The following is a 19297-nucleotide window of genomic DNA, read 5'->3' as shown; positions in this document are numbered from 1 at the left end:
TTTTAGGGAACAAAAATTATTCTATTTTAAATGTGAAATACTAGATGGACTTATTAGCTAAACACAACTGAAAAAAAAAAGTTAAACTAAAAACCGTCCTCCATATTTGAAGGACGGTACCAAAAATTATTCTGCAATCAATGTTTCCAACCCAACATACATCATATCTTTAAATGTATTTTGGCGTTCCTCTGAAGTTGTTTCCTCACCTGTCACCATATGGTCGCTGACAGTCATGATGCCTAGTGCTTGAACATGGAATTTCGCGCCTAAGTAATATAAGATCGCTGCTTCCATCTCAACACCCATTACGCCATATTCGGCTAATTTGAAGGTTGGTTCCAAATCATCTTTGTAGAAGGTATCTTCTGACAACACATTTCCAACATGTGTCGTGAAGCCTTTTTCCTTTGCCACTTCATAGGCCTTCATCATCAATTCAAAATCAGCAATTGGTGCAAAGTGGAAATCTGGGAAATGCTTTTTCACCATTGATGAACTAGTTACTGCCCCTTGAGCAATAATCAGGTCACGAACGTGAACATCTTTTGACAACGCGCCGCAGGTTCCCACACGGATCAATTTCTTCACGCCGTAAGATTGGATCAACTCTTGCGCATAGATTCCGGCAGACGGCATTCCCATCCCTGTACCCTGGACAGAAACACGTTCACCTTTATAAGTTCCCGTGTAGCCTAACATGCCGCGCACGTTGTTATAGCATTTTGCATCCTCTAAAAAATTCTCCGCGATAAATTTTGCCCGCAACGGATCTCCCGGCAGTAAAATCTTATCAGCAATCTCACCTTGTTTCGCTTCAATATGAACGCTCATTGTATTCCTCCTTATTTGTTTTAATTAATTTTCGTACGCATACCTCGATTATAAAGCAGCTAGTGTTTCTTTGATTAATTTTTTGAAGTCTTCTTTCACACGTTCTGTCGTTTCCACAACTTCCGCATGGTTCAAGTTCGCCTGCATGCCCGCAGCTAAGTTTGTAATGCAAGAAACGCCTAAAACTTTCATCCCGCTATGTGCGGCTACGATGACCTCTGGAACTGTCGACATGCCGACTGCATCCGCACCGATTGTCCGAGCCATACGGATTTCTGCTGGTGTTTCATAAGTAGGACCTGTCATGCCAAGATAAACACCCTCTTGCAAATCGATTGCCAATTTATTCGCCACTTCACGCGCCTTTTCTTGATACTCTTTCATATATGCCGCGCTCATATCTGGGAAGCGCGGTCCCATGTTTTCATCATTCGGTCCGATCAATGGGTTCGTTCCCATGAAATTGATATGATCGGTGATCAGCATCAAGTTTCCTGGTTGGAAGCCTTCGTTCACACCGCCAGCCGCATTCGTCACGACTACTGAGTGAATGCCAAGAGCCGCCATGACACGAACGGGATAGGTCACGGTTTCCATCGTATTTCCTTCATAATAATGGAAACGCCCTTGCATCGCTAAAACATTTTTTCCAGCCAAACGACCATAAACTAATTGTCCAGCATGACCAACTACGGTTGAAACGGGGAAATGCGGAATCTCGTTATACGGGATCACTACAGGGTTCTCGATCTCTTCAGCCAATTCGCCTAAGCCTGATCCTAAAATTAAACCAAATGCGACATCCGCCACACCTTTGTCCTGAATGTAACTAGCAGTCTGTTGAATTTTATCTTGTAAGTCTGTCATAAAATGCTCCTTTTTCTGAGTATTTTTTTAATCCTTAGGAAAATATAAGTCTGATTGCTCAAAAGCTGAGCGCATTCGCGAAACCTTTCTTATTTCAATAATTTTAAGAAACTTTCGCCATTTTCAGTCGCCGGTACCGCGAAATTTTCCGCGATTGTTGCAGCGATATCTGAATAGTAGCCCTGCGGCAATTTGCCTTGTGCCGCCATTTTTTTGCTGTAAACCAAGAATGGTACATATTCACGTGTATGATCCGTTCCTGTGAAGGTTGGGTCATTTCCGTGATCCGCCGTGATCATTAATAAATCGTCGTCTTGCATCGCATCTAAAATTTCTGGAATCCGCAGATCAAATTCTTCGATGGCATGAGCATAACCAACCACATCGCGACGATGACCAAACAATGCGTCAAAATCAACTAAGTTCGTGAAGCTCAAACCAGTGAAATCATTCTTCATAACATCTAATAATTTATCGACACCATCCATATTGCTCTTCGTCCGAACGGCATCGGTGATTCCTTGGCCATTGAAAATATCATTGATCTTGCCGACAGCGATCACGTCTTTACCATTTTCTTTCAATGAATCTAAAACAGTCTTGCCAAATGGATCAAGGGCATAGTCATGTCGATTACTTGTCCGAGTAAAGTTGCCAGGTTCACCTAGATAAGGACGAGCAATAATACGACCGATCATATAAGGATCATCTTTGGTAATATCACGAACATATTGGCAAATCTTATAAAGCTCTTCTAACGGAATGATCTCTTCATGTGCTGCGATCTGCAATACAGGGTCAGCAGAAGTGTAAATGATCAAGTCGCCCGTCTTCATTTGCTCTTCACCAAAATCTTTGATCACTTCAGTTCCGCTATAAGGCTTGTTGGCACCCATAATAATACCACGACCAGAAAACTCAGAAATTTGGTCAAGCAATTCTTGCGGGAATCCATCTGGAAAAACACGGAATGGCGTTTGGATATTCAATCCAGCGATTTCCCAGTGACCAGTCATTGTATCTTTACCAACTGAGATTTCTTCCAATTTAGTTGCGTAGCCCTTATGATCCGCTACATCTTCAACGCCCTTCAACGGACGAATCGTTCCAAGACCTAATTGTTCTAAATGCGGAATGTTCAATCCAGCTTTTTCAGCAATATGACCTAATGTATCTGAACCTACATCTCCAAATTTCTCAGCATCTGGTGCTTCTCCGATACCGACAGAATCCATAACGACTAAGTGAATGCGCTTAAACATTTCTATTCCCTCTTTCTATTAATTTATTTCAAAATAAGCAAGACGAATCCCACTTATAAATTTAACGAAGATAATAACTTGCAAAAATTATTAACCCAGCTCCAGTATATTGGGTTCAAGAAGTTACGTAAACTGAAAGCCATTGCTGGTAGTAATTAATATAGTAAGAAATCTAGCTTCCACAATAAATTGTGGGAAGTTGACTTGACAGCTAGCTCATTTTATATGAAATCATTTTTCGTACACATACGATCGGTCTAAACTGCTTGATCTTCTGCTGCCTATAAAAATTTAAATTAGACTTCAATTCAAGTATCCTGCGGAAAGACCGACTCGCAGCTATTTCGTATTAAAGGATTAACTTTTTCAAAAAGCGAAAAAGTTAGTTCTATTCTCATCACGCATACGATCGGTCTAAACTACTTGAACTTCTGCTGCCTATAAAAATTTAATTTAGATTTCAATTCAAGTATCCTGCGAAAAGACCGACTCGCAAAAAAGGGCGCGACTAAGAAACATTGTCCCATAGCCCCACCCTTTAATAACAAAAGAATTATTTTGATTTGATGTAGTTGACTCCATCGGCTTTTGGTGCAGCTGATTTTCCTAAGAAGAGAACCAGTACGACGATCGTCAATACATATGGTGCTGATTGCAGATACACATCCGGAATTTGCGAGATGAGCGGCAAGTTTGAACCTGCGATACTCAAGTTTTGTGCGAAACCGAAGAAGATCGCGGCTCCCATCGCACCTAACGGATTCCATTTACCAAAGATCATCGCTGCCAATGAGATAAATCCTTGACCTGCGATTGTTGTTGCGGCAAAACGTCCTGCGATTGATTGCGCGAAGACCGCTCCACCCATTCCGCCTAAGAAGCCAGAAAGTAACACGCCTGAATAGCGCAATGCGTAAACATTGATCCCTAACGTATCGGCCGCCTGCGGATTTTCACCAACAGAGCGTAAACGTAAACCAAAACGGGTTTTGAAAATGACAAACCAAGAGATCACAGCGACTAAAATAGCGAAGTACGCTGGCAAACTAGTATTTTTAAAGAATAGCTCACCCAAAACGGGGATTTTGCTTAATACTGGAAAATCAAAGTAGCCAAATTGCTGTTGGATCGTATCTGTTTGACCTTTTCCATAGATTACCTTAATCAAGAAAATCGCTAAAGGAGGAGCCAACAGATTCATTACAGTACCACTGATAATATGGTCTGCACGGAAATTCACAGTCGCTACTGCATGAAGCAGTGAGAAGGCCATTCCAGCCAAACCGCCGACTAAAACGCCTAGCCACGGTGTCATCGCACCGAACTGATCGGCAAACGCCAAATTAAATACAACTGAACTGAAGGCACCTGCAACCATGATCCCTTCCAAACCAACGTTAACGATCCCGCTGCGTTCAGAAAATACCCCGCCAAGTGCAGTTAAAATCAATGGTGCAGAATACACAAGCGTCTGAGCAATAATTGAAGCTAACAAATCCATATTCATTAGACTTTGCCCCCTTTTTCAGATTCTTCATTCGGAGCACTCTCTACTTCTTGGACAGTTTCGACTTCTTTTTTACCGCCCATTACTTTAGCTAGACCAACACGTACGATGTAATTGATCGCTACGAAGAAGATGATCAACGGAATGACACTATTGGCTAATTCACTCGGAATACCTGAGAACTGCATTCCTTGTCCGCCAAGTTTTAAAATACTGAATAACAGTGCTGACAATAAGATTCCGACAGAGCTGCCGTTTCCTAATAGCGAAACCGCCATCCCGTCAAACCCGATACTGATGGATGATCCTTGAACAAAGTAGTTCATAAAGGTTCCAAGCCCATAAACAACCCCACCAAGACCTGCCAATCCACCTGAGATAATCATCGAAATCACGATCGTTCGTTTACTGCTCATCCCTGCATATTCAGAGGCAAAAGGATTCAGACCAACGGAACGAATTTCAAAACCTAATGTCGTACGTTTCATTAAGAACCACACAAGCACTAGGAATACTAATGCTAAAACGAAGCCCATGTTTACACGCGAACCGCCAAATAGATTCGTCAGCCACGGTTCCCGCAAAGAAGCATTCAATCCGACAGCTTTTGTTACCCCTTTATTTGAGATGACATCTGGTGACATCACATGGTTGACAATATGATTAGCAAAGTAAAGGATTACATAGTTCATCATGATCGTTACGATAACTTCACTTGTTCCAAAGAAGGCCCGCAGCAAACCAGGAATCGCCGCTGCTGCTGCACCTGCTAAAGCACCTACAATAATTGCTAATGGTACGACTACAATTTTTGGTGAATCCGGCATGCTTAACGCTACCCAGATACTTGCCACCCAGCCGCATAAAGCCTGACCAGAAAGTCCGACGTTAAAGAACCCAGCTGAGTTAGCGACTGAAAAGCCTAAAGCGGTAAAAATCAACGGTCCGGCACCAACTAAAATTTCTCCAATCGACATTTTACTTTGGAACGCCGAGCTGAACATCGCATTATAGCCTTCGATCGGGTTGAAGCCAAACACTAACATCAAAACAGCACCAAGAACAAATCCTAAAATAACTGAAATAATCGGTACTAAAATATTTCTAATTTTTTCTGAGCGATCATTCATTTGTCTCACCAGCCTTTGCTAATTCTGCTCGCGCTTCTTCTAAACTATAGCCGGCCATCAACAAGCCAAGCTCGTTTTCAGAAGTTTCTTTCGGATCCACGATACCAACGATCTCCCCTGCGTGAATAACCGCGATACGGTCAGAGACATTCAAAATTTCATCTAACTCAAAACTTACTAACAGCACACCTTTTTGCTTGTCGCGCTGTTCAACTAAACGTTTGTGAATATACTCGATCGCACCTACGTCGAGTCCGCGAGTTGGCTGTGACACGATCAATAGATCTGGATCACGGTCGACTTCTCGAGCGATGATCGCTTTTTGCTGGTTACCACCTGAAAGCGAAGCCGCTGGAGCTTTTTCTCCGGTCGTCCGCACATCGTATTCTTCTATTAAACGTTTCGCGTAACGGTCGATCTCGCCATAATTCAAAATACCATTTTTACTAAATGGTGCATGATAATAAGATTGCAGAGCAATATTTTCTGATAACGGTAATGGTAGAATCAAGCCGTATTTATGGCGATCCTCCGGTACATGCCCGACACCTGTTTCAGTGATTTGACGCGGTGCCTTACCTGTTACATCTTCTCCCTTGATCGTTACTGTTCCGCTTTCGACTTTACGTAAGCCAGTTAAAGCTTGAATCAATTCTGTCTGACCGTTTCCATCGATTCCGGCAATACCGACAACTTCGCCACGATGAACATCTAGCGACAAACTCTTGACCGCTTCTAGTCCGCGGCTTTCTTTTACTACTAAGTCTTTGATCGAAAGAACGACTTCCCCTGGTGTTGCTGGTACTTTATCCGTTTTAAATGAAACAGAACGTCCAACCATCATGTCGGCTAATTGCTGTGAGCTGACATCTTTCACGTCGACAGTTCCTATGTATTGTCCACGACGGATAACTGAACAACGATCCGCAACCTTTTTGATCTCATCTAATTTGTGCGTGATCAGGATAATCGATTTACCTTCATTGATCAGGCCTTCCATGATCATGATCAACTCATCGATTTCTTGCGGTGTTAATACAGCGGTCGGTTCATCAAAAATCAGAACATTTGCACCACGGTACAACGTTTTTAAAATTTCAACCCGCTGCTGCATCCCGACTGAGATATCGCGGATATACGCATCTGGATCAACCTTCAAGCCATATTCTTCAGATAATCGAACGATTTCAGCTTTGGCTTTCTTCTGATCCAGCATGCCGTTTTTCTTCGGCTCGCTGCCTAAAATAATGTTTTCTGTGACGGTAAAGGCATCAACTAACATGAAATGCTGATGGACCATTCCGATCCCTAATTGATTGGCTCTAGTTGGACTTGAGATATCGACCTTTTGACCGTCCATCAAAATCTCACCAGAAGTTGGTTGCAATAACCCCGACAAAACATTCATCAGTGTCGATTTCCCGGCACCATTTTCACCTAAAAGTGCATGAATCTCACCTTTTCGGATCTGTAGATTGATGTTGTCATTTGCTTTAAACGTGCCAAATTGCTTGGTGATATTGCGCATCTCAATGACATTTTGTTCTTCTGTCACTTTCTTTTCACATCCTATCGCTTTATAAACCTGACAAAACATTGCAACGTTAAGGGCGTTCTTCCCTTAGCCAAATCCAACACAAGTCGCAACTTGGCTAAAAAAAGAAGACTCTTTTTAAAAGAGGACCATAGTCTCCGCGTTGTTGGAGACTATGGTCACCTGAATTATTTTTTCTCAGGAGTTTCTGGAACTTTAATGTCGCCGTCAGAAACTTTTGTTTTCGCTTCTTTAACAGCTTCTTTTGCTTCGTCTGAAAGGAATCCGTCAGTTAGAGATACACCGCCGTCTTTCAAACCGTATGATAAGTGTTCGCCACCAGGGAATTTATCTTCTAATGCACGAGTAGAGATATCTTGAACTGCTGCACCTACACCTTTAAGTGTAGACGTTAAACAGAAGTTGCTTTCTTTACCGTCTTTAGATTTGTATTTACCTTCTTTTTGTTGGTCGCTATCGACACCGATAACCCAAACTTTGTCTGCTTCGTCAGCTTTTTCGTTACGAGCTTTTGCTTCAGAGAAGACACCTTGACCAGTACCGCCTGAAGCATGATAAATGATATCTACTCCAGCATTGTACATATTAGCCGCTAATGCTTTACCTTTGGCAGGATCACCGAATGAAGCTGCATATTGAACATCTACAGAAATGTCTTTGTCTAATTTTTTAGCAGTATCTGCTACACCTTTTTCGAAACCAGCTTGGAAGCGGTCGATTACGGCACCTTCTTCACCACCAACGAAACCTAATTTGTTAGATTTAGTTGTTTCAGCTGCTGCAACACCTGCTAAGTAAGCTGCTTCTTGGTCTTTAAATGTTGCTGAAGCGACATTGTCTTTACCTTCGATCACTGAATCGATGATAACGAAGTTTGTATCTGCATTTTGATCTGCTGCTGCTGAGATTGGGTCTGCTAATAAGTAACCAATCCCGAAGACTGTCTTGAATCCGTTAGTAACAGCTTGTGAGATATTTTGTTCATATTCAGAAGCATCGTTTGATTGGATATAGTTATATCCGCCATTACCTTTTTTGATGTCGTGATCTTTACCCCAAGCTTGAAGTCCTTCCCAAGCACTTTGGTTAAATGAACGGTCATCCACACCACCAATGTCTGTTACGATTGCAACACTGTGTTTTGAATCTTCTTTAGCCGCTCCACCTGAAGAATCAGTTGAACCGCCGCCTCCGCCGCAAGCTCCTAAAGCTAGCAATGCTGCCATCGCCACGGTACCTAGGCCAAATAATTTTGCTTTTTTCATTTCTGTAAAGCCCCCTAAATATGAATTTTTTTCAACAGTCCTGCGACTGAATGAACATGGTTTATAAATCTTTATCAGTGAATGTATACGGCAGTAACCCTTCAACGGTCATTTCTTTAACTACACCGTTGTCACCGACCAAGGTTACTGGCATCGCTGGATCACAAAACTCTGCCATGACTTGACGACAAGCGCCGCATGGAGAAATTGGTTCTGGTGTGTGACCTGCAATCACTAAATGACTAAATTCTCTTTCGCCTTCTGATACAGCTTTGAAAAAGGCAGTACGTTCTGCACAATTCGTTAAGCCGTATGAGGCATTTTCAATATTGATTCCTTGATAGGTTTTGCCGTCTTTAGTTACAAGACACGCACCTACTGGAAATTTTGAATATGGGACATACGCTTTATCGAGTGCTTCGACCGCGATGTCGATCCATTCTTGTTTATTCAATTATAACTCCCCCTAGTACCCCGTACCGGAAAGTCCGTTCATGATAGCAACCCCAGAGCTGGCACCCAAACGTGTTGCGCCTGCTTCGATCATTGCTTCTGCTTCTTTGGCATTGTGGATACCGCCGGAAGCTTTGACTCCCATTTCAGGTCCAACTGTTCCACGCATCAAGCGAACATCTTCGACTGTCGCTCCACCGGTTGAAAAACCAGTCGATGTTTTAACAAAGTCTGCACCTGCTGCTTTTGCCAATTCACATGCTTTGATTTTTTCTTCATTTGTTAATAATGAAGTTTCAATGATAACTTTGACTAACGCTTTATCCTTAGCCGCAGCGACAACAGCTTCGATGTCTTTTTGAACTTTTTCATCATTGCCGTCTTTTAGTTCAGCGATGTTGATGACCATGTCGACTTCATCCGCCCCATTTGCAATGGCGTTCGCTGCTTCAAAAGCCTTTGTTTCAGTTGTGTTGGCCCCAAGCGGGAAGCCGATCACTGTACACACAGCAACAGGTTCACCTTGTAATTCCTCTGCCGCAAGTGCCACCCATGTAGGATTGATGCAGACAGAATAGAAGCGGTATTTTTTTGCCTCTTCAATAATTTTCATGACATCTTCTTTTTTCGCGTCTGCTTTTAAAATTGTGTGGTCGATCATTCGATTTATTTCCATTTTTGATCCTCACTTCTTCTATTATAATATATTTCTAATTGTTCTAAAAAAGTTTTAATTACTTATTCTGTAATAATATCGTGAATTAAAACAGGCTCTTTAGGGACATCCCCAATGAAAATATTTTGATAAAGTAATTCTTTAACCTCGTCAATTTCATTAGAATTAGCATAAATCGTTAATAACGACTCGCCCTCAGCTACTTCATCGCCGATCTTCTTATGAAGTTTGATTCCTACCGCGTGATCGATATCATCCTCTTTAGTTTTGCGACCCGCGCCTAACAGCATGGCTGCGATCCCAATTTCATTTGCAACTAGCTTGGTGACATATCCGGAAGTTTTAGCCGCCAATTCGATCGTATATTTAGCAGTCAAAATTTGATCTGTTTGGTCGATCACTGTTTCGTCGCCGCCTTGATCTTTAACCATCTCACGGAATTTTTCCAGCGCTTTGCCTGAATGAAGTGCTTCTTCCAGCATTGCACGGGCTTCGTCTAATGTCTCTGCTTTTTTCGCTAACACAACCATTTGACTGCCGAGTACATAGCACATTTCAGTAAGGTCTGCTGGTCCGTTTCCTTTTAACGTATCAATAGCCTCAACGATTTCCAAGCTGTTTCCGATTGCTTCGCCTAACGGCTCTGACATATCTGAAATGACTGCCATCGTCTGACGACCGGCAAGTTTTCCGATTCGTACCATTGTTTTAGCCAACCGTTTCGCGTCTTCAATGTCTTTCATGAACGCACCGTCGCCAGTTGTTACATCCAAGACAATTGCATCAGCTCCCGCCGCGATTTTTTTACTCATAATCGAGCTGGCAATCAATGGGATAGAATCCACTGTTGCAGTCACATCCCGTAAGGCATAAAGTTTTTTATCGGCGGCTGCCAAGTTTCCTGATTGACCAATTACTGCAACCTTGCTCTTGTTCACGATATCAATAAATTCTTGATCAGATAATTCGATCTTAAAGCCTGGGATTGATTCAAATTTATCTAAAGTACCGCCAGTAAAACCTAGGCCGCGGCCAGACATTTTTGCTACAGGTACACCAACGCTTGCTACGAGTGGAGCCAACACTAATGTTGTTGTATCGCCAACTCCGCCAGTTGAATGCTTATCCACCTTGATACCATCAATAGAAGACAAATCAATGATGTCTCCTGAATTAGCCATCGCTAAAGTTAAGTGAGAAATTTCCTCATCGGTCATATCCTGATAAAAGATCGCCATCAGCAACGCACTCATTTGATAATCTGGAATACTGCCATCTGTGTAACCTTCAATAATAAAATCGATTTCTTCTTTTGATAGAATCTTTCCATCTCTCTTTTTCTCGATCAAATCTACCATTCTCATAGGTTTTCCTCCAAGCGTCAAAAGATATTATACAATAAAATAGCGAAAGGTAAACCACTTTAGTAAAACAGTTTACTTAACGAAGAAGCGCTTTCTGTTAGCGCTACCATCGTTACTATAACGGGTCGTGAACCCGTTGTCAACCCTGATCTATATTTTTCACACTCTCACGAATAATTAATTTAGTTTGGAAGATTTTATTCGGAATTCGCTGAGAAGGGAAGTTAATAGCATCCACTAAGAACTTTGCCGCGGAGAATCCGATTTCGCTGCTGGGCTGAAAGACTGTCGTTAATGGCGGAACCATATATTTACTGACCTCTAACCCGTCGAAACCAACTACTGAAATATCTTCAGGAATTTTTAATCCAGCTTCATAGATCGCTTGATAGCAGCCGATCGCCATCTCATCATTCCCGCAGAAAATCGCGGTAATCTGCTTGTTCTTCAGTACTTCCTTCGCCGCATGATAACCGCCTGAGATCGTTAATTGTCCAGAACAAATATAACTTTCTTCAAAAGGCAATTGGTACTCAAAGACCACTTGACGATAGGCCTTCACACGTTCTGTTAATTGGTAATAGCCTTGGCTTTCTTTCAGCATCCCGATGTGCCGATGCCCCTTTTCCACCAGCATCCGCAATACTTCCTGCGCACCTGCATATTCCTCAACTAAAAGCTGACCCCAGTCGCGATCATTCAACCCTCGGTCGATCAGGACAATGGGATGTTTTCGATAGAAGTCGCTGCCTAACTTGTGCTCATCTTCTAAATGATTGGGCGTAGCTAGTAAGATCCCATCCACAGAACGATGCGACAACTCATTTAAATAACGTTTTTCTTGTTCGATATCATGACGCGAGTTGCACAAAATAATCATATATCCTAAAGGGTTTAAATAACTCTCTACCCCTTCAATCACTTTTGAAAAGAAAAAGTCTGTCACATCCGGCACGATCATCCCAATCGTTTTTGAATGGCGATTGATCAAATTTGCCGCAAAAAAATCCGGTTTATATTGATATTCTTCAACGATCGCTAAGACCTTTTTACGGGTCTGTTCACTGAAACGACTGCCTTTATTATTTAAAATCTGCGATACAGTCGTTACCGAAACCCCTGCCATCTCAGCGATTTCTTTGATGGTGATCTTCATCATTGACCTTCTCTCTGTGTTTTTTTTAAGTGTAGCAAAGGAAAATTTAGAAAGAAAGCCTTTTTCGTTAAAAGACAAGACTTCTTGCTTGCTCTGCTGAAAAAAGAGCGTAGATTAAAGACTGTACAAATCAATAAAGAAGGTGAGTATAATGCTTGATGTGACAGGAGCAATCAAAAATCTAACATGGACGACCGAACATCATTTTCTGCACATAAAAAATCAACACGACTTTATCCGGATCTGGGCGATCCAATTCGAATTAGCCTATACAGATTTTCGTGTGATCCAGTTGGCGCTGCAATTAGATTCTCAAATAGAACTCCTTCAACGTTTTACGAAGGCTTACGATGCCGTTTATCAATATGAATATGCTTTTGCAAAAGATGGTTTGGACGGATTCAATCAACAATTCGGCAATCAGATCAACAGCTATGATGAAGCTCAACAAAATCTGTTAGCTATGTTAGACGAGTTGATGCAGCAGCAACCTAAGCCAACTAAAGAAAATGATTTAATCTAGTGGTTATCCATCTAACTACTCTCAATTTAATTAATAAGAAAAAAAGAGGCGCAATAAGTATGATCAAAGACTATGTATACGATGAAAAAAATCAATTAACGCTGGATATTTACGAACCTAAAAAAATTGATGCGGCGATCATCTTGATCCATGGCGGCGGCTGGTTTCGAGGTGATAAAAGTAAAGAAGCAGCTTTGGCGGAACGCTTAACTGCTGACGGCTTTCTCGTTATCGCACCTAACTATCGTTTAGCACCGGACCACATTTTTCCCGCTGCAATGGAAGATATTTTAAATGTCTATGATTGGTTAGCAGCAAGCGACTATTCCGTAAATGGAAAAATCACCGCACTTGGTTCATCAGCCGGCGGCAATTTATCGATCGAGTTAGCTTTGCAAAGAGGCATTCCGGCAGCCTCTTGGTCTGGTATCATTGATCTCTATGATTGGGTACAAAAACATCCCGACGTGGTGCCCGCTATGAATCAAAAACCTGATTTTGATAAACAAGCTAGTGGAAAAATTGACCAAGACGGTGCGAATGATGCCTTTTATAAATGGTTCATCTTGAATTACGTAAAACAAGACATGGAACGTTTGAAACAGGCCGATCCGCTTTCGCGCGTTTCAAATAACAGTGGACCGATTTTCATCGCCAATTCATTAAACGAGATCGTTCCTTTATCAGGTATCTATAAATTACAAAAGTCCCTCGCCGAAAATGGTGTTCCTAGTGAAGCCAAGTTGATTACTGGCACGGTCCATGGCGAAGGCTATTCAGATATTGCTTACCAATCGACCATCCAATTTTTAAAAGATAATCTATAAAAAAAGAGCGTTGCAAATCATACTTTTCTGCGACGCTCTTTTTCTTAATTTAAGTCGTTTCTACTTTAAAACACGAACATTGAAATTTTCAAGAAAACTAATTCGACGCAATAATCCATTTCCTTTAAATAATATTAAATATTTGGGTAATGTTTTAAAACATAATTTTCAGCTTCTTTACTCCAAATACCATCGGTTTCCGCCAAAATTTTTCCTAATTCAGATTCTTTTTCAATTTCCGACAATTTCGTTAATCCTGATTGCTTGTGGGTATAAACTAATTTTTTCCCGCCGCCAATAGCTGGTTGATTCAACGTCGTTTCACCCACTGCGTCTAAACCTAAAATGTGAGTAACGACATTCGCCACTTTCACTTGTTTATCTTCGATCAGCTTAACAGCTTTTCGCATGTCTTCCGTATTTCCGCCTGAAGTTCCGACGAAATGAGTAAATGAGTAATGAACATCGTAAAAGTTTACATTGGCTGAAAATTCTTTGTCTTGCGGACCCGCGAAGAAATTCAAGCAGCCATCAGGGTTCAAGATTGCGGCTGCATCGCTGACGACTGGACCCACAGGAACCATCACGAAGATATCGTCAAAACCGCCATCAACGGTTTCTTTCAATAAACTTACTTGATCTTCTACCTTCGCTACATTAATATAGGAAACTTCGATTCCATTTTGACTTGGATAAAGTTTTTCCGCCCGCGCTAATTTTTCTGCATCGCGATCCGTTACTACTAATTTTTTGGGTTTGATCGGTCCATGCAATGCATAATCAATCGCCAATAAACCCATCGGTCCAGTGCCGCCCATGATCAATAAATTGCCGTCTGGTTTGATCCCCATTTTGTGTTCATAAGAACCTTCTTTTAAATGATAGTTCGCTTCGAAAGCACCAATCACACAGGATAGCGGCTCGATCAACGAACCTTCAAAATAAGTCTCGCCTTTATAAGGAATCAAGCAGTCCTGATTCATGACATCTTCTGAGATCACGATATACGTAGCGTCACCGCCTGTATAGGAATACGAATAGCCTGGGCAATCTGGACGATCCGGTAATTGCAGATTTGCCTGTAAGACATATCGCTCCCCTTTTTTATATTTGTGCGCCCATTTTCCACCGACTTCTAATAGTTCGCCGCAGAATTCATGACCAACAATGATCGGATTCTCCGCAAGATCGTTTGGCGCTTTCTTATGATCAGCCCCTTGATTCGCTAATTTCCATGTCGACATACAAATACTGTCGGTAATCACAGATGCTAAAATTTCATTTTCTTTGATTTCAGGTAATTCAAATTCCTCCAAGCGCAAATCTTTCTTACCATATAAACGCACTGCTTTCGTTTTCACTACTGTTCCTCCTAAAATCCTACTATATTATTAAGCTAAAATTCCTAACCAATAACCGATGATTCCTACCGCAAACAATACGAAGATCAAGACGATCGGGCTGACTTTTTTCTTCAATAAATACATCATCAGCAAGGTCAAACCTAAAGCAGGCAGACCAGGGACTAGATCATCCAAGACATTTTGGACGGTTGTTATCACTGTTTTGCCATCCGCACCAGGTGTTTTTGAAACAACTAATGGAATATTAACGGTCGTCCATTTAGTCACCAAGACGCCCATGATAAACAATCCCAGAATCGTCGCGCCCTCGGTCAGCTTTTGCAGCAAGTTTCCAGATAAATCTTTGACAATATCCATTCCTTTACTGAAGCCGTAAGTTAGTCCGAACCATTTCATCGCCAGGCGAATTGCATTGAAGGCTACAAAGAATAAGATTGGTCCCATCACATTTCCGGATAAGGCCAATGAAGCACCTAATGCCGCAGTAATTGGACGCAAGGTTCCCCAAACTAACGGATCACCGACACCGGCCAAAGGTCCCATCAAACCGACCTTCAAACTATTGATCGTTCCATCATCGATGTCTGCGCCGCTTGCCCGCGCTTCTTCCATCGCCATCGTCACACCGATTACTGGACCGCAGACTGCCGGCGTCGTATTAAAGAAAGTCAAATGTCGTTTCAACGCTTCTGCCTGTTCTTCTTTGGTTTTGTAAACTCGACGAATCGTTGGAATCATATCAACACAAAATGCCAATGCATGGATACGTTCAAAGTTAAAGGACGCTTGTTGAAAATTCGAAAAGACAAAAGTGGTCATCAAATCTTTTTTGGTCAATTGTGATTGCGCGTAAATATCTTTTTTAGTTTCTACCATTGAAGTGTTTTCCATTTTGCTTGCCCCCTAATCTTCTAATTCATCATCGGCTAACTCGCCGGCAACGACCGCCGCCACATGATTGCCTTGAACTTCATTTTTCTTAAAATTCGGATTCAATTGTACGTAGATTAACGCGGTGATCAAACCAATGATCCCGAATGCCAGCAAACTAAATTCCAGATAGCCGCCCATGACAAAGCCAAGATAGAAGAACGGCATCAAATAGGCCACACTCATCATGTTCAACACCATCGCATACCCGACAACAACGATAAATCCGCCGGCAACTGCTAAACCACCTGTGATCACATCTGGAATCATATCCAGCATTTTTGTTACCATCTCCGCACTAACGAATGCTGCTACGATTGTTGCTGGGATAGCAACTCGTAAGGCTTGTATAAATAAAGCACTAAAATGCAGGAAGATGATTTTGTTGAAATTCGCTTTTTCTGCTTCACGATCCGCCGCATGCTGGAAAGCTACCGTGATTGTCCGAGCGATAACCGTCAACACTTGTCCCGCAGCTGCGACTGGCAAAGCGATCGCGATCCCTGATTGAATATCTTGTTGACCAACGACTACCAAAATCGTCGAGATTACACTGGCTAAAGCCGAATCCGGTGATTGCGCCGCACCGATGTTCATCCAGCCTAAAGCAATCAGTTCCAAAGTTCCGCCTAAAATAATTCCGGTCTGCACATCCCCTAAAATCAAACCGACCATCGTACACGCGATTAACGGTCGATGCGTTTGAAACTCGTCCAACACACTGCCCATCCCGCACACACATGAAAAAAGAAAAATAAGTACAATCTGTAAAACTGATAATTCCATTTTTGTGTCCTCCTAATTTTATCGTTGCCTAGAAACCTGCTTCTTTCAGTTTTTCTTCAAAGTTGCCCTTTGGATCGGTGGCAACTACTCGTAAATCCAACTCAACGCCTGATGCTTCCAGCTTACGAAACGCAGCAGCTTCTGTCTGATCGACTGAAACAGCTTTGGTGATTTGAGTTCGTCCAGTTTTGAACTGCATTCCGCCGATATTAATAGATTTGATCGGTACCCGCATTTCAACCAGCTCTAATACCTCCATCGGGTTCGTGAATAGATAGAAGACAGTTTCGTCCGCATACTTTGGATTGTTGTAAACTTTTACTGCTTTTTCGGGATCAACGATATTCACTTTGATTCCTGGCGGTGCTGCTTGCTTCACTAACGTTTTGCGAATCTCATCATTCGCGACTTCTTTACTGACGACGATGATTCGTTTTGCCCCTGCTTCCTTGGCCCAAACTGTCGCTACTTGTCCGTGGATCAATCGATCATCGATTCGTGCTAATTTGATTTGCATCTAAAAATCCTCCTCTTCTTCAATCAATTGCTGTTTAAACGCTTTCACTGTGTCGCAGGGAATACTTGTTGCGTGGTTCACAATATCCTGCAAATTATTGCTTAACATACTCGCTACCTCTAAAACGATTGGCAGCGACATTCCCGAAACGACTTCGATCTCGCGTTCAGGATTTCTCATCGCTACGGCACAGCTGGCATTGTAAGGTGTGCCGCAAAACAAATCGGTCAATACTAAATATGACGCCTCTTCGTCACTCATTACCGCAGTAATTTTTTCTTGGATCGTATCCAGCCCTTCTTCCTTTAAAAATTCTACGGATTCAAAATCTGGCAGTGCACCGAAAATCATTTCGGCAGAATTTTTCATTTCATGGGCCAATTTACCATGAGCGACTAAAATTACTTTGTTCATAATTCCCTCCCGTTTTCTTTGTTTATCCTTTACTCTGTCGATCGTAAAAAATACGATCAACAGAGGTAAGTCATTACCCTCGAGTCTTGCCGCCAGCTACATTCACAGTTACACCGTCTATGTAACTAGAACGGCCAGAAATGAAGTAGGCAACAAGATCTGCCACTTCGCTCAATTTTCCATCGCGTCCAAGCGGAATGGTCTTCGTGTTGGTGTAGCCTGCCCGTAGTTGTTCAACGGTAATGCCGCGGGTATAGGCTAAAGCTGTTTCGTACTCGATCGTACGTAATCCAGTTTCTTCCATGATTCCTGGCGCGATCCCAACAACTCGAATACCTTTTTTCCCTAACTCCTTCGCCCATGAACGCGTAAAACTATTCACCGCTGCTTTTGTCGCAGCATAAACGCTTTGTCCTTCCGAACCTTCCAAGCCGCATTCCGATGACATATTGATAATGACGCCGTAGCCTTGTTTGACCATCACACGGCCAACCGCCTGCCCCATCAGATAAACACCCTTTTGATTAATGGCGATCATTTTATTAAAAATTTGTTCATTGATTTGAAATTTGCCGCCTTCAGACATTTCTTCATCGACCAATAAAGCTGGGATATTGATTCCTGCATTATTGACTACCGCTTCGATCGTTTGAAATTTCGCTGTCGTTACTGCTACTGTCTGCTCCACCGATTCATAAGAAGTGACATCTGTTTGACTGAAAAATAAATTCTCATGAGTAAACGTACCTTCTCTTAAATCAGCATTCACAACATTGATTCCTAATTCACATAACTCTTTGACAATAGCCGCTCCAATTCCCGATGAGCCTCCTGTGACAATCACTGTTTTTCCTTGTACATCTAACCAATCCATTGCAAACGCCCCTTTTAACATTTGTGATTTCTTTTTAACATTTGTTGCACCTTTATAGTAACCGCACAAGAAAACGTTGTCAATAACTTTTTCAACTTTTTTAAAACTAAATCACAAAAGTGCGAAAAAATGACCAACTTCATATCGAAGCTGGTCGTTTACTTGACGTATCAAAATTAAAAAATGGATAGGGTTCCTTGAATGGCAACCGCTATTTTTTCTGCTATCAGCTCATGATATAATTTATTCATCGAATTTTTTAAGAAGGGAGATATTATGTATATAGAAAAATTAGCCACAAACTTGAAGCGTCAGGATGAACAACCGAATATTGAAGTCGCCGAAATGTTGGTCTCACATGAGGATAAAGAAGGTGTCTTAGAGATAGTCCAAGGGTTGAAGCAGAAAAAAGCAATTGCAAATGATTGTATTAAGGTTTTATACGAAGTTGGCGAACGAAATCCACAACTAATTACCGATTACGCTGTCAGTTTCCTAGATGCTTTGCTTAGTAAAAATAATCGGCTGGTTTGGGGAGCGATGACAGCACTTGTCATGATAGCTGATGACAAAGCAGACGAAATCTTTCAACAAATTGATAACGTCATATATGCCTACAAAAATGGTAGCGTAATCACAATTGATAATAGTATTTCCGTTTTCGCAAAGCTGTGCCGAGCGAATAAAAAATATGAAAAAGAGCTGTTTCCTTTATTGATCGAACACCTGTCGACCTGCCGACCAAAAGAGGTGGCGCAACACAGTGAAAGAGCTGCTATCTGTATCACTGATTCAAACAGAGAGTTATTTATCGAAACCTTAGAAAATCGAAAACAAGACCTTACCCCTCCTCAAACGAAAAGAGTGGATAAGCTGATTAAAAAGTTACAGGCATAAATCAGAACCACCCGTGAAAACGCAATGTCATTAACTTAAGCATGTTGACTTTCATGAAGAAGTATAAATTTGCATGTATTGCAGATTTATACTTCT

Annotated in this window: 20 protein-coding genes; 3 read left to right on the top strand and 17 right to left on the bottom strand. The window is 41.8% G+C overall.

Features of this window, described 5'->3' with window-relative positions:
• Positions 1-126: 126 nt before the first annotated feature.
• The 11 genes from deoD to FFR60_RS14340 form a co-directional block, all read right to left on the bottom strand.
• Entirely contained in the window at positions 127-834 is a 708-nt protein-coding gene (deoD, locus tag FFR60_RS14390) for a purine-nucleoside phosphorylase (protein ID WP_088933724.1), read from the bottom strand.
• 48 nt (positions 835-882) lie between these two features.
• Positions 883-1701, bottom strand: coding sequence for a purine-nucleoside phosphorylase (locus FFR60_RS14385; RefSeq protein ID WP_137664694.1), 819 nt, complete (start codon positions 1699-1701; stop codon positions 883-885).
• 89 nt (positions 1702-1790) lie between these two features.
• Positions 1791-2963, bottom strand: coding sequence for a phosphopentomutase (gene deoB, locus FFR60_RS14380; protein ID WP_137664693.1), 1173 nt, complete (start codon positions 2961-2963; stop codon positions 1791-1793).
• 553 nt (positions 2964-3516) lie between these two features.
• Complete coding sequence (locus FFR60_RS14375) at positions 3517-4470, bottom strand: ABC transporter permease (RefSeq protein ID WP_088933727.1); 954 nt, start codon at positions 4468-4470, stop codon at positions 3517-3519.
• On the bottom strand, positions 4470-5600 hold the full coding sequence (locus tag FFR60_RS14370) for an ABC transporter permease (RefSeq protein WP_088933728.1): 1131 nt from the start codon (positions 5598-5600) through the stop codon (positions 4470-4472). The genes FFR60_RS14375 and FFR60_RS14370 overlap by 1 nt, the downstream gene beginning before the upstream one ends.
• The gene (locus tag FFR60_RS14365) at positions 5593-7197 is read right to left on the bottom strand and encodes an ABC transporter ATP-binding protein (RefSeq protein WP_371853466.1); all 1605 of its coding nucleotides are present in this window, start codon (positions 7195-7197) and stop codon (positions 5593-5595) included. Before FFR60_RS14365 ends, FFR60_RS14370 begins: the two co-directional genes overlap by 8 nt.
• A 125-nt stretch (positions 7198-7322) precedes the next feature.
• The gene (locus tag FFR60_RS14360) at positions 7323-8420 is read right to left on the bottom strand and encodes a BMP family lipoprotein (protein WP_137664692.1); all 1098 of its coding nucleotides are present in this window, start codon (positions 8418-8420) and stop codon (positions 7323-7325) included.
• Between the two features lie 61 nt (positions 8421-8481).
• Positions 8482-8874, bottom strand: coding sequence for a cytidine deaminase (locus tag FFR60_RS14355; RefSeq protein WP_088933730.1), 393 nt, complete (start codon positions 8872-8874; stop codon positions 8482-8484).
• 12 nt (positions 8875-8886) lie between these two features.
• Positions 8887-9549, bottom strand: coding sequence for a deoxyribose-phosphate aldolase (deoC, locus tag FFR60_RS14350; RefSeq protein WP_137664691.1), 663 nt, complete (start codon positions 9547-9549; stop codon positions 8887-8889).
• A 62-nt stretch (positions 9550-9611) separates the two neighbouring features.
• Positions 9612-10913: a pyrimidine-nucleoside phosphorylase gene (locus tag FFR60_RS14345; protein ID WP_137664690.1), complete on the bottom strand. Its 1302-nt coding sequence runs from the start codon at positions 10911-10913 to the stop codon at positions 9612-9614.
• Between the two features lie 139 nt (positions 10914-11052).
• Positions 11053-12069, bottom strand: a complete 1017-nt coding sequence (locus FFR60_RS14340) for a LacI family DNA-binding transcriptional regulator (RefSeq protein ID WP_137664778.1) — start codon at positions 12067-12069, stop codon at positions 11053-11055.
• A gap of 151 nt (positions 12070-12220) precedes the next feature.
• Between FFR60_RS14340 and FFR60_RS14335 the strand changes: the two genes are divergently transcribed.
• Together FFR60_RS14335 and FFR60_RS14330 are read left to right on the top strand one after the other, a co-directional pair.
• Positions 12221-12592, top strand: a complete 372-nt coding sequence (locus tag FFR60_RS14335) for a hypothetical protein (RefSeq protein ID WP_137664689.1) — start codon at positions 12221-12223, stop codon at positions 12590-12592.
• A gap of 59 nt (positions 12593-12651) precedes the next feature.
• Positions 12652-13419, top strand: coding sequence for an alpha/beta hydrolase fold domain-containing protein (locus FFR60_RS14330; RefSeq protein ID WP_137664688.1), 768 nt, complete (start codon positions 12652-12654; stop codon positions 13417-13419).
• Positions 13420-13553: 134 nt separating this feature from the next.
• On the opposite strand, the gene FFR60_RS14325 is transcribed toward FFR60_RS14330, so the two are convergent.
• The 6 genes from FFR60_RS14325 to FFR60_RS14300 form a co-directional block, all read right to left on the bottom strand.
• The gene (locus FFR60_RS14325) at positions 13554-14780 is read right to left on the bottom strand and encodes a zinc-binding dehydrogenase (RefSeq protein ID WP_137664687.1); all 1227 of its coding nucleotides are present in this window, start codon (positions 14778-14780) and stop codon (positions 13554-13556) included.
• A gap of 30 nt (positions 14781-14810) precedes the next feature.
• Positions 14811-15674: a PTS system mannose/fructose/sorbose family transporter subunit IID gene (locus tag FFR60_RS14320; protein WP_137664686.1), complete on the bottom strand. Its 864-nt coding sequence runs from the start codon at positions 15672-15674 to the stop codon at positions 14811-14813.
• Between the two features lie 12 nt (positions 15675-15686).
• Positions 15687-16499, bottom strand: a complete 813-nt coding sequence (locus FFR60_RS14315) for a PTS mannose/fructose/sorbose transporter subunit IIC (protein ID WP_088933738.1) — start codon at positions 16497-16499, stop codon at positions 15687-15689.
• 28 nt (positions 16500-16527) lie between these two features.
• Positions 16528-17016 carry a mannose/fructose/sorbose PTS transporter subunit IIB gene (locus FFR60_RS14310; protein ID WP_137664685.1) on the bottom strand — a complete coding sequence of 163 codons (489 nt, stop codon included), beginning with the start codon at positions 17014-17016 and terminating at the stop codon, positions 16528-16530.
• A complete protein-coding gene (locus FFR60_RS14305) occupies positions 17017-17430 on the bottom strand; it encodes a PTS sugar transporter subunit IIA (RefSeq protein WP_137664684.1) in 414 nt (137 codons plus the stop codon).
• 73 nt (positions 17431-17503) lie between these two features.
• Positions 17504-18304, bottom strand: a complete 801-nt coding sequence (locus tag FFR60_RS14300; RefSeq protein WP_137664683.1) for an SDR family oxidoreductase — start codon at positions 18302-18304, stop codon at positions 17504-17506.
• A gap of 276 nt (positions 18305-18580) precedes the next feature.
• Here FFR60_RS14300 and FFR60_RS14295 point away from each other — a divergent pair, with 276 nt between their 5' ends.
• Positions 18581-19201 carry a hypothetical protein gene (locus tag FFR60_RS14295; RefSeq protein ID WP_137664682.1) on the top strand — a complete coding sequence of 207 codons (621 nt, stop codon included), beginning with the start codon at positions 18581-18583 and terminating at the stop codon, positions 19199-19201.
• Positions 19202-19297 lie beyond the last annotated feature (96 nt).

Origin of the sequence: Enterococcus hulanensis (assembly GCF_005405485.1) — a bacterium.
Taxonomy (GTDB): Bacteria; Bacillota; Bacilli; order Lactobacillales; family Enterococcaceae; genus Enterococcus_A; species Enterococcus_A hulanensis.
The sequence above is the reverse complement of the archived record's forward strand: the minus strand, read 5'-3'. Positions and strand labels throughout refer to the sequence as shown.